The organism is Methylocaldum sp., assembly GCF_039794385.1.
GTDB lineage: Bacteria > Pseudomonadota > Gammaproteobacteria > Methylococcales > Methylococcaceae > Methylocaldum.
The window spans coordinates 1-11,350 of sequence record NZ_JBDIVO010000140.1; the positions used below are offsets into that span (position 1 = coordinate 1).

At 60.1% G+C, this 11,350-nt stretch carries 9 protein-coding genes; 4 read left to right on the forward strand and 5 right to left on the reverse strand.

Features of this window, described 5'->3' with window-relative positions; translation table 11 throughout:
- Positions 1–209: 209 nt before the first annotated feature.
- Positions 210–1,397 carry an FAD/NAD(P)-binding oxidoreductase gene (locus ABJK70_RS13070; protein ID WP_347258188.1) on the forward strand — a complete coding sequence of 396 codons (1,188 nt, stop codon included), beginning with the start codon at positions 210–212 and terminating at the stop codon, positions 1,395–1,397.
- Positions 1,398–1,630: 233 nt separating this feature from the next.
- Positions 1,631–4,582, forward strand: a complete 2,952-nt coding sequence (locus tag ABJK70_RS13075; protein ID WP_347258189.1) for a transketolase — start codon at positions 1,631–1,633, stop codon at positions 4,580–4,582.
- A 340-nt stretch (positions 4,583–4,922) separates the two neighbouring features.
- On the opposite strand, the gene ABJK70_RS13080 is transcribed toward ABJK70_RS13075, so the two are convergent.
- The 3 genes from ABJK70_RS13080 to ABJK70_RS13090 form a co-directional block, all read right to left on the reverse strand.
- Complete coding sequence (locus ABJK70_RS13080; protein ID WP_347258190.1) at positions 4,923–7,193, reverse strand: autotransporter domain-containing protein; 2,271 nt, start codon at positions 7,191–7,193, stop codon at positions 4,923–4,925.
- A 57-nt stretch (positions 7,194–7,250) separates the two neighbouring features.
- The gene (locus ABJK70_RS13085; protein WP_077731086.1) at positions 7,251–7,466 is read right to left on the reverse strand and encodes a hypothetical protein; all 216 of its coding nucleotides are present in this window, start codon (positions 7,464–7,466) and stop codon (positions 7,251–7,253) included.
- 80 nt (positions 7,467–7,546) lie between these two features.
- The gene (locus ABJK70_RS13090) at positions 7,547–8,512 is read right to left on the reverse strand and encodes an NAD(P)-dependent alcohol dehydrogenase (RefSeq protein ID WP_347258191.1); all 966 of its coding nucleotides are present in this window, start codon (positions 8,510–8,512) and stop codon (positions 7,547–7,549) included.
- 109 nt (positions 8,513–8,621) lie between these two features.
- Between ABJK70_RS13090 and ABJK70_RS13095 the strand changes: the two genes are divergently transcribed.
- Complete coding sequence (locus tag ABJK70_RS13095; RefSeq protein ID WP_210024197.1) at positions 8,622–8,861, forward strand: hypothetical protein; 240 nt, start codon at positions 8,622–8,624, stop codon at positions 8,859–8,861.
- A gap of 290 nt (positions 8,862–9,151) precedes the next feature.
- Here ABJK70_RS13095 and ABJK70_RS13100 read toward each other — a convergent pair whose 3' ends face one another.
- Together ABJK70_RS13100 and ABJK70_RS13105 are read right to left on the reverse strand one after the other, a co-directional pair.
- Positions 9,152–9,793 carry a DsbA family protein gene (locus tag ABJK70_RS13100; protein WP_347258192.1) on the reverse strand — a complete coding sequence of 214 codons (642 nt, stop codon included), beginning with the start codon at positions 9,791–9,793 and terminating at the stop codon, positions 9,152–9,154.
- Positions 9,794–9,819: 26 nt separating this feature from the next.
- Positions 9,820–10,296, reverse strand: a complete 477-nt coding sequence (locus ABJK70_RS13105; RefSeq protein WP_077731089.1) for a hypothetical protein — start codon at positions 10,294–10,296, stop codon at positions 9,820–9,822.
- Between the two features lie 165 nt (positions 10,297–10,461).
- On the opposite strand from ABJK70_RS13105, the gene ABJK70_RS13110 reads away from it, so the two are divergent.
- The gene (locus ABJK70_RS13110) at positions 10,462–11,199 is read left to right on the forward strand and encodes a DUF2272 domain-containing protein (RefSeq protein ID WP_347258193.1); all 738 of its coding nucleotides are present in this window, start codon (positions 10,462–10,464) and stop codon (positions 11,197–11,199) included.
- The last annotated feature ends 151 nt before the right edge of the window (positions 11,200–11,350 follow it).

Here is an 11,350-nt window from a genome sequence, read left to right on the forward strand (position 1 = left end):
CGAGTTGGATACCGAGGGCGACGTCCCCGGAATCGATGCAGCAACATTCCAGACGTTCGCCGACGACGCGAAACGGAATTGCCCGGTCTCCCGGCTTCTCACCGGCGCCGAAATCAAGCTCAGGGCAAAGCTCGTTTAGCGCCCAAACAGTTTAAGGCGCTCGCGGCCGAAACCTTTGACGGACGAGGGCGCCGACGGAGGCGAATGATATGCCGCACTACAACTATCTCATCATCGGCGGCGGAATGACGGCGGACGCCGCGATTCGGGGCATACGCGAGATCGATACCGGGGGAACGATCGGACTGATCGGCGCGGAGGCGCACCCTCCCTACAACCGCCCGCCCCTCTCCAAAGGACTCTGGAAAGGAAAACCAATCGAGCGCATCTGGCGGAAGAACGTCGAACGGAATGTCGCTCTGCATCTCGGCCGGACCGCCAGCACGCTGGATCTCGCGGCCAAGCGCATCGACGACGATCAAGGGACCGCCTACACCTTCGATAAATTGCTGCTGGCGACGGGCGGAACCCCGCGGCGACTCCCCTTCGGCGGCGACGACATCATTTATTTTCGAACCCTCGACGACTATCAGCGTCTTCGCGCGCTGAGCGAGGAAAAACAGCGCTTTGCCGTCATCGGCGGCGGATTCATAGGTTCCGAGATCGCGGCCGCTCTGGCGATGAACGGCAAGGAAGTGGTCATGGCCTTTCCCGAAGAAGGGATAGGGGCGCGACTGTTCCCGCCCGACCTCAGCCTGTTCCTGAACGACTACTATCGACAGCAGGGCGTCGAGGTGCTGCCCGGACAGCAGGTCACCGATCTTCAAAAGTCGGACAACCAGCTCGTCTTGACCTTATGCGACGAGAAGACCACCAACGAACGGGCGATTTCCGTGGATGCCGCGGTGGCCGGCATCGGTATCGTACCCAACATCGAGCTCGCGAAAGGCGCGGGCCTTCTAGTGGAAAACGGCATCGTGGTGAACGGCCTCCTGCAAGCCGGTACTCCGGACGTGTATGCCAGCGGAGACGTCGCCAATTTCTACAATCCGGCCCTGGACACACGCTTGCGGGTCGAACATGAAGACAATGCCAATACCATGGGCAAGCACGCCGGTCGAAACATGGCCGGGGAAACCGTTCCGTATCACCATCTTCCGTTTTTCTATTCGGATCTGTTCGAACTGGGATACGAAGCCGTCGGAGAAACCGACTCCCGCCTCGAAACAGTCGCCGATTGGTCGGAGCCGAACCGAAAAGGCGTCGTCTATTACCTGCGGGACGGTCGGGTCAGAGGCGTGCTGTTATGGAACGTCTGGGAACGCGTCGACTTAGCCCGCGAGCTGATTGCCGAACCCGGCCCGATCGACCCTCGCAGCCTGAAGGGAAGGCTTTGATGAGACGCCTTCGTCGGCAAGGGATTGCCGACCTACCACAGCTCGGGAGTAGGTCGGGAATCCCTTCCCGACGCACCGCTTCGTCGGCAACGGATTGCCGACCTACAACTGCCCGACGCACCGCCTCTTTGTCGGCAAGGGATTTGCCGACCGACCACAGCTTGTTTCGGCCTCACGCCCCAGAACGTTTCGGCAGTATCCGGCGCCGTTATCCTTATAGGACGGAAGACATAATGAACGCTCTACTAAAACTCATCGAGCACGGCCAAAGCTATTGGATCGACAATCTCACGCGGCGCATGATCACCAGCGGCGAACTCGAATGCCGCGTCCGCCGCGAAGGCCTGCGCGGGGTGACTTCCAATCCGCAGACCTTCCAGAAAGCCATCGCCGGAACCAAGGATTACGATGAGCAAATCGAAAGCCTCACCTGCGGCGGCCGTCCATGCCCCGACGTGCGCGAGATCTACGAAGCGCTGGTGACCACCGACATTCGAGACGCCTGCGACATCCTGCGTCCCGTTTACGACGAAACCTCCGGACTGGACGGCTACGTCAGTCTCGAAGTGTCTCCGCACATCGCGCATTACCCCGAGGCCTCGATCGAACAGGCACGGCATTTGTCCCGCATCGTGGACCGGCCCAATCTGTTCATCAAGATTCCGGGCACCGTCGCCGGCCTGCCGGCCATCGAGCAGCTTCTATTCGAGGGCATCAACGTCAACATCACCCTCCTCTTTTCCGTCGAGCGTTACCAAGCCGTCGCCGAGGCCTATCTCCGAGCGCTCGAACGGAGGACCGAGGCCGGTCTCCCGCTGGAAAACATCGCCTCCGTGGCCAGCTTTTTTCTGAGCCGGATCGATGTATTGGCGGATCAGCTCCTGAGTCAGCGAATCTCCCCGGAGATTGCCCGTGACCTCGAGCCGGACCCGAAAACGCTGCTGGGAAAGACGGCGATCGCCAACGCCAAGCTGGCTTACCGTAGCTTCAAACGGATCATCGCGAGCGATCGATGGAAAGCTCTGGAAAACAAGGGCGCGCGTATGCAGCGCATGCTATGGGCCAGCACCAGCACGAAAAATCCGGACTACCCGGATGTCATGTACGTGGAACCGCTGATCGGGCCCCACACGGTCAACACCATGCCGGAAACGACCATCGACGCCTTCGCCGATCACGGCGCGGTGCGCGACACGATCGAGGAAGGCTCGGACGAGGCGCGAGGGGTGATGGAGGGGCTTTCGAAGCTCGGAATCGATTTCGGCCTGGTTACCGCCCAACTCGAAAACGAAGGCGTTCAGAAATTCATCGAACCGTACGACGCCCTGATGAACAGCCTGGCGGACAAGTGCCAGAAATACTCGAATCGCAGCGGCATCGCCCTCCTGCAGAAAATGGCGCGCCAACTCCGCCGCGACGTCGTCATGATGACGACCGAAGCGGGATCGGGCCATCCGACCTCGAGCCTGTCCTGCGCCGATATCGTCGCCGCCCTCTTCTTTCACGAAATGCGCTGGGACCCGAGCGACCCGAGCGCCCGCAACGTGGACTCCTTCATCTTATCCAAGGGCCATGCGGCCCCGATCTTATGGGCCGCGCTCCACGAGTCCGGCGCGAGTCACGAGGACTTGGGTTCGCTGCGCAAAATCGACAGCACCTTCGAGGGCCATCCGACGCCGACCAATCCCTGGGTCAAAGTGGCGACCGGCTCGCTGGGTCAGGGGCTGGCCGCCGCCAACGGGATCGCGCTGGCCAACCGCCTGGACGGCATCGCCAGCCGGGTCTTCTGCCTCGTGGGGGACGGCGAGTGCTCCGAGGGCTCGGTGTGGGAAGCGGCGCAGTTCGCGTCTCTCAACAAGCTGTCGGGGCTGGTCGCGATCGTCGACGTCAACGGCCTGGGCCAGACCGGACCCACGCCTTATGGGCACCGCACCGAGGTATTCGCACGCCGCTTTCAGTCCTTCGGATGGTCGACCATCGAAATCGACGGGCATGACATGGAAGCCATACTCGACGCCTTGTATCGGGCCCGAAAAGGCGGCCCGACGGCGATCATCGCCCGAACTGAAAAAGGCCACGGCGTTCCCTTTCTGGAAGGCGCTCACGGCTGGCACGGCAAGGCCCTGAGCCGGGAGGAGATGGACAGGGCGCTCAAGGAACTGGGCGATACGGGCGTGCACATGACGATCGAACCTCGCCGGATCAGCGCGATTCGCCACTCCGAATCCGAACCGGCGCCGCGCCTCGAACTCGGCTACCAGCCGGGCGAAAAGGTCGCCACGCGCAAGGGATTCGGGAATGCGCTCAAGAAGCTCGGGGGACTCATGCCGGAAATCGTGGTGCTCGACGGCGACGTGAGCAACTCGACGTATACCGAATTTTTCGCCCGAAGCTATCCGAAACGCTTCTTCCAAAGCTATATCGCCGAGCAGAACCTGGTCGGAACCGCGCTCGGCCTGGCCGTTTCCGGCAAGATTCCGGTCGCCGCCAGCTTCGCCTGTTTTCTCTCGCGTGCTTACGACTTCATCCGCATGGCGGGCCACAGCCGTCCGCCGCATCTCGTCTTCTGCGGCAGTCATGCCGGCGTATCCATAGGCGAGGACGGCCCTTCGCAGATGGGCCTTGAGGATCTGGCCATGTTCCGCGCCCTGGCCGGCAGCACCGTGCTGTACCCGTGCGACGCCGTCAGCGCCGAACGCCTGACCGAACTGGCGGTGAAGACGCCGGGCATCGTCTATCTCCGCACCACGCGCCCTTCAACCCCGGTCATCTATTCCGAAGATGAAGATTTTCCGATCGGCGGCAGCAAGGCCCTGCGCTCCGGCGGGGACGACCGATTCACGGTCGTCGCGGCCGGCATCACCGTGCACGAGGCGCTCGCAGCCCATGACAGCCTGAAGCAGCGAGGAATATCGGTGCGCGTCATCGATGCCTATTCGGTCAAGCCGCTGGACGTGGCGACCCTGGAGCAGGCGGCGCGGGAAACACAAGGCGTCGTGGTGGTCGAGGACCACTGGCGCGACGGGGGACTCGGCGATGCGGTCGCGGCGGCCTTGAATTCCACGGTACCCGTACATCGTCTCGCCGTAAGCAAAGAGCCCCGATCGGGAACGATGGAAGAACTGCTGGATCGGCACGGCATCTCCCGGCGAGCGATCGAAGAAAAGATTTTGGAGTTTGAATAGGTTAACGAACCGAGCCCCGCCCGTTTCGACGGCTTACCGAAACCGGATTTCGTAGGATGGGTCGAGCGAAGCGAAACCCATCAATGGCGGGTAGGCGCACTCCAACACAAGCTAGCTATCGATCACTACGCTTTGCGTGCGCCGTTACCCGCCACGCCGTCCTTCGGCGGGTTACGGTGCGCGCATGACTCGTGTGGTTACGCGCGGAAGGTATGGTGCGCACCTAACCCGCCCTACCATGGGCTGTGTCGGGAAAGGATTCCCGACCTACTTGGCGGCACCGATGCGTAGGTCGGCAATCCCTTGCCGACGCATCCTCCGCACCCAACCGGAAAATGCTCTAAAACTCCAACCGCACGCCGGCATTGACGGAATGGCGTGTTTCGAAGCGGTTGTCGACCAGGGTCTCGTACTGGACGAATGCCGATCCGCCGTGGGGGAGAACCGCCGAAACCGAGGTTCTGAGATTGACATAGTCCCGGTCCGGACTGTCGCTGCTCACGGTGAATCGATGCCCGCCGGCGTCGTCGGCGAAACGGGCGCCGATCAGACGGCTGTCTTTCGCGAATTCGTGCTCCCATTCCACACCGAGCTGCGATACGAACACACCGACGGCCGTGCCGGCGGTATAAGACACCATTCCGCCCAAGGCCGTGGTTACCGAATCCACCGTCTGCGCGTCGATCGCCAGATTGAGCGGGTCCGCGCCCCGCTCCGTATAGCCGTCGATGGTGGTCCGTCCGTATTCCGTGCGCCCGCGCAAACCCAGTGTCCACGCGCCAAGAGGAAAATCGTAGCCGCTGTTGACGCTGTAGCGCTGCTGCCAGCCTTCCGTGTCGCTCTTGGCGGTCATTCGCACCGGCCCGAAAGCGTCGATATAGGCGATGTTCCGGGTCGAACTGTACTGGTTGTAGGTACCGTTGGCCACCAGGTCCAGATACCAGCGGTCGGTGAGCTGATAGCTGCCGAACAGGGAAAACGTCGTACCGTCGATTTCGAGATCGCCTCCGTTTCGGACGGTATTCGATTCGGTATAGCCGTAACCCGCGGACACGCCCATCAGGAACTGCCGGGTGAACCAATAATCGACGCCCGCCGTGAAGCCGTAAACCTTGGAATTGAATCCCCGCTGCAAGCGCGTGGTGTTTCGGTCCCCCGACTCGAACTGGCCGTTCACGAAGACGCCCAGCCTGCTGAATCCGCTGTCCTCGTCTCCGCTGGCTCCGCCGGAGCTGCCGAACGGAAGCATAGCTGCCAGCAGGTTGCCCGGCAGCGTCTGCCCGTCGAGATTCAGGGTCAATCCGTTCACGCTGAAACCCGAACTTCCGGCTCTCAGTTCCACCAGCCGCTGGTTGACGTTGCCGACCTGAATCTGCGAGATCCGCCCGCCGCCGAGGGCCTGCGCGGCGGTTTCTTCCGGACTGATGCTGCTGAGGGCTTCCGCCACCCGTTCCAGCCCGCCGGGTCGATTCAGCAATTCGGTGAGCCCTCGAATGCGCTCCTGCAAGGCTTCGGAGGCGCTGTTGGTGCTGACGATGGTCTGAAGCGTACCGGCCAAGGATTCCTGCTGCACCAGGTCCCCGGCCGTGTTCAGAGTGGCCCCGACCACCACGGTCACCGTGCCGGTACTCTCGCCGATCGAGTTGGCGACGGTGTAAGTGAAGCGGTCCTCCCCCACGAAATCCGCTCTCGGCGTATACACGACCTGGGTGGTTCCGCTCACCGTTGCTGTGCCGTTGGCCGGCTGGGACACCGAGGTCACGACGATCTGATCGGGATTGCTGTCCACTACCGTGACGGTTACCGGCTGCCCGGTCGTGGTGCTGGTTTTGTGACTGGCGGCGGTCGGCAGGCGTGGATTGACCGTGATGCTCACGGTTGCATTGGCGCTTCCGGCCGGGTTGGTGACGGTATAGACGAACGAATCCATACCCACGTATCCCGCGTCGGGGGTATAGATCACCGACGAGCCACTCGGAACAGCGGTGCCGTGGGCCGGCGCCGAAACGCCGGCCAGCTGGAGCTGTGCTCCGCCGTCGTTGTTCAGCACCCCGATCGCCGTCGCCTGGTCGCGCGGGATGGCGACGCTATCGTCGGTTGCCGTCGGCGGCACGTTGGTATTAATCGTCAAGCTTGTCGAAAAGGAAGGGAACTGATTGTCAAATGTTCTTCCCGATGCAACCACCGTATTGCCGTAGAGGACCGACATCCCGCTGAACTCCTGGCCGTTCATGTCGATCTGGAGCGGTGTGGCATAGGGCAATACGAGCTGCTGAGCAAAGCTGCCCCGGATCTGCGGACTGCAGCAAATGCCCCCCAGATCTCCGTAGGTTTGCTCGAAAAGAATCGAGTTGGCGCTTAAATCGGTGATCCGGATGTGACCGAAAGAGGCGGGATCCATGGTCCCCTCGGCCACGTAAACCTCGGCAAGCTGTCCTTCCGATTCGAAAGAAATGCCCCGCAATTGCAGGGAATAGAAGTTAGTCGCGATCTGATCGGCGAAAGGAACGAAGTCGGCATAAGCCGCCGTTTGGCCCAACGCAAGCCATAGCGCGGCTGCGATACCGCAAAAGCGGCAAACGCCGGGCGTTCCGCGAAGGAAGTTCGACATCAGCCCGGCGGCTACAGATTCATATCGGTTTCGGCCGACTTATACGCGACGAAAAACCTAATCTTCCTCGTCCATCAAGTCGAATACCATCTGAACCGACTTTCCCGTTTTCGTGTTCGTGGCCTTGAACGTGGCGACCTCGTTCTCTATTCCGACACACTCGATTTCGACGGGCGGATCGTCGTAATCGCTCTCGGGTATGTCCAGCCGATCCATGAGGTCTTGGTTTTCTTCCGCCGTTAATTCCATGTTGCCGTATGAATCGATGCGCATAGATCTGTAGCCAAAACGATTGAAGTGAATAGGGTCTTTCCGATAATTCCCGGCGGACCGATCCCCGGATGTTGAAGGTGTCAGGTCGATCCCGCAGATGCGCCGAGTATGTCGATGACGATCTTGCCCCGTGCGTGTCCCGATTGGCTCCGACGATGCGCAAGATCCAACTGGGACAGCGGGAACACACTGTCGATGACGGAACGCAACCGCCCCTGCTCCGCCAGTGTGCTCAAGAACGCCAAATCTTCCCCGTTAGACTTGAGCATGACGGTCTTGATCCTCTTCTTCGAAAAAAGCCGGAACAACACTGAGCGAACCACCAGACCGATCGCGGGCAGAGTGGATACATAGATGCCGTCCGGTTTCAGTAAACCCTGATAACGCCCGAAAGGCTCCGAAACCACGGTATCGAAAATCAGATCGAAAGAGGCCAAGGGACCGAACTCGGTCGTCTGAGTATAGTCGATGATCTCGTCCGCCCCGAGCTCACGTACCCAGGGCGCGTTGGCGCCGCTGCATACCGCGGAAACGTCCGCTCCGAGCACCTTGGCGATCTGTACGGCGTAATGCCCGACACCGCCGGAAGCGCCAACGATCAACACCCTGCCGCCCTCCTTCAGGCGGCCGAGATCGCGCAGAGCCTGGAGAGCGGTCAGCCCCGCCAAGGGCAAGGCCGCGGCTTCATGGTCGATCATCGTCTTCGGCGCCAAGGCGGCCAAGCGTTCATCCACCGCGGCGAACTCGGCTGCCGTTCCGAAACCCCGTGAGCGCAAACACGCCATCACCCGGTCGCCGGGCCGAAAACGCGTGACCTTCGCGCCGATCTCCACGACTTCGCCGGCGAGGTCCATGCCGGGTATGGACGGAAACCGGACCGGAACGATAAAGCGTAAACTGCCGTTATGCAGCTTCCAGTCGATCGGATTGACGGAACTCGCGGCCACTTTGACGAGCAGTTGGTCCGGCGACGGTTTCGGCGCGGGCACTTCGGCCGGATGAATTTTCGACGGATCACCGTAGCCCGTGTATTGCATGGCTTTCATGGACATCTCCTTTGTTCGATGAGTGAATGCGAAAAACGATTTTATTCAAGATGGAGCGTCAAAATAGTTGAAACCGCGATTTCATGACTGACTTTACGGGAGATCCATTGTGACGACACGACACCTGCAAATCGATGCGGACACGTTCGAAGCGGCCAAGGCCCATATTCAGCAGCAATTCGACACGCTTTCGTGGTGGCCGACGGAAGGACCGGATCAGGCCAAACAGGAGTACAAGATCATGAGCTCCAACCCGGCGCAATTGGCGTACTGGTGCGAGAAATGGCTGAACGGCGGGCAATGGCGGCACTTGGAAAACGATGTGCGACAACGGCTTCGGCGCGGTTAGAGTGTTGTAGGTCGGGAATCCCTTCCCGACGTTAACAACTTGCTAAGCGGGTTTGTCGGCAAGGGATTGCCGACCTACTATTAATCGCGCTACTTGAGCGTGGCGGCACTATAAACGCGCGACGATAGTTTGTAGGTCGGGAATCCTTTCCCGACACAACGGTCGAGAAAGCGGCTACCATTTCCCGATCCACATCGCTAAACCCTGGTGAAAAACGCTCTAAAGCCTGTCTTGAGCGATGTCGAAAGGCTCGCTCCCACAAACGCTCACATCACTTGGATGTGGCGGCACTATAAATGGGCGGCAATAGCCGACAAAATCCGATTTGCGTCGCCGTAATCCACGGGCATTTCCGAGTATCCTTCGTCATGAGACAGGAGCAAGGTCGGAAAACTGCGGACCCCGAGCTCTCGCGTCCAGCGGATTTCTTCGAGCAATTCCACGTGTATATCGGGATGCCGGAGATCCGCCGCGAAGCGGCCTCTGTCCAAACCGATCTCTTCCGCCAGCTCGATCAGAGTCGAGTCGTTCGACGGATTTCGCGCTTGCAGGTAATAGGCCTGTTGAATCGCGAAGATCATGGCGTCCTCGAAGCCGGCGCCCTGCCGGCGCGCGGCGATCACGGCGCGGCAGGCCGGGTAGGTGGAACGCCTTGGAACGCATTTCGTCCAGAAATCGAAATTGAACCGGGTGCCCGGCACCGAACGTTCTATCGTTCGCCAAATGTCCTGAATGTTTTCGCGCATCTCGGCCGGCATGGGCACCGCGCTGTCCGGCGCCAGACCGCCCAGAAACTGTTCGATCTCCACGGCATCCGGCAACCGGGTCCGTACACTCTGCCATACAGGTCGAAACGCCCAGCACCAGCTGCACATGGGATCGTGAAAATAGAGCAGCGCCGGACCGGCGGCTTTAGGTCGATTGTGTAACACTGCCTTTCACCGGATGAACTCACCGGCTAATCCGTGCCCGCATTCTGCTTCAAAAAGTCCGCCCATTGTCTTGAAGACATCGAATTCAGATAAGCTTTTGCCATTTCCGGAGTGAGCAATTCGATCAGAACGCGGTTCTCCACCCACAATTCGACGACATCGAAAAGCCCCCCTCTGTTGCACGTCACGGCGCGCCAGCTCTCGCGGGCGGCGATGCTCTTGATCTGTTGTTCGGTGAGATCGACCGAGACGGCGGCGTGGGTGGCGGTGAACGGCGAGGATGCCTCGTTATTCATTGAGCTTACCTCTTCGTGCTCCAGGCCGGGCTTGAGCTCCGTGCCGAGCGGATAAACCTCGATCGCCGTACGGTGCGGATCATCGGTCAGTGCAATGTAGCTGCCGGAGAATACGGGAAATGGAAATGACCGTCCCCCCAGCAACTCCGCAAGAACCGCCGCTGCGTGCTCGGGGTGCCTGGCGGCGATAGAAATATGGTGAATCATTGGTACGTATCCGTGAGAATGAGAGTCTTTGCCGGGAACGGCTGCCGCCCCGTAGCTGCCCACACGGACTCATAACGGCCTGCCGTGAAATCGTCGGCGTAACCCGAAACGAGCAGCGTGTTCCCGGTACGCCAGCCTACCGAAAATCGCCCAAGATCGGCAACCATGAAAATCGTACTGGTTCTTATTTTTCTCGCTTTATCGGCCTGCGGATGGCTGCCCAAAAAGCAGGCGCACGACGCTGAAATCAGCCCTCGCTTAAGCACCGGCATCGAACTTCCGCCCACAAAAGACCGAATTCTCGCGCTAGCCATCAGCGAATGGTTCTACTTCGGTCGGCAATCGGTCATTTACGACGGCGACAAGGAAAGCATCCCGCTGGTCGGGTTCTGGGAGGACGAATCCCCCTACGCTCAACGAATCAACCAGTATTGGCGAGCGGTCGGCATGCCGGAACGTACCGGCCGAAATTGCGAACAACCGTGGTCGGCGGCTTTCGTCAGCTGGGTCATGGCCACTGCGGGCGTTCCGAAAGAGCGGTTTCCGCCTTCGGAAGCCCACTGGATGTACCTTTCACGGATTATTCGCAACGCCGAGTCGCCGAACGCCGTTTTCGTGCCCAGACGCATACACGACTACGCGCCGCGTCCCGGCGATCTGATCTGCGCAAGCCGCGGGTCCTCGATCACTCCTCCGTTCGTACAATCCCCTTTCCCCGAAACCATAGAGCACACCAAACTCCACTGCGACATCGTCGTCGAAAAACACGGTCGGACCTTGGAAGCCATCGGCGGAAACGTCAGAAACTCCGTTTCCAAGAACATTTTGAAACTCGACAAGAAAGGCCATCTGCAACCGATCGCTCGAAGACCCTGGTTTTTGGTGATCGAAAACCGCTTGTAAATGACGGATAAAACGGACATTTCTTTCTTTATATGCGGATAGGTACGGCGCGCATTCCGGCGCGTCCAACGGCATTTCCAGGTTGATAAGAACGGCAAATACGGTGGGTTGTGCTAGGGTTATTTATCCGTAACTCAGTCAACGCTCCTGC

Bases quoted from the DNA above. Each gene is read 5' to 3' on its own strand.
- ABJK70_RS13080 (WP_347258190.1), bottom strand. From the start codon at position 7,193: ATGTCGAACTTCCTTCGCGGAACGCCCGGCGTTTGCCGCTTTTGCGGT.
- ABJK70_RS13105 (WP_077731089.1), bottom strand. From the start codon at position 10,296: ATGATTCACCATATTTCTATCGCCGCCAGGCACCCCGAGCACGCAGCG.
- ABJK70_RS13090 (WP_347258191.1), bottom strand. From the start codon at position 8,512: ATGAAAGCCATGCAATACACGGGCTACGGTGATCCGTCGAAAATTCAT.
- ABJK70_RS13075 (WP_347258189.1), top strand. From the start codon at position 1,631: ATGAACGCTCTACTAAAACTCATCGAGCACGGCCAAAGCTATTGGATC.
- ABJK70_RS13110 (WP_347258193.1), top strand. From the start codon at position 10,462: ATGAAAATCGTACTGGTTCTTATTTTTCTCGCTTTATCGGCCTGCGGA.
- ABJK70_RS13070 (WP_347258188.1), top strand. From the start codon at position 210: ATGCCGCACTACAACTATCTCATCATCGGCGGCGGAATGACGGCGGAC.
- ABJK70_RS13085 (WP_077731086.1), bottom strand. From the start codon at position 7,466: ATGCGCATCGATTCATACGGCAACATGGAATTAACGGCGGAAGAAAAC.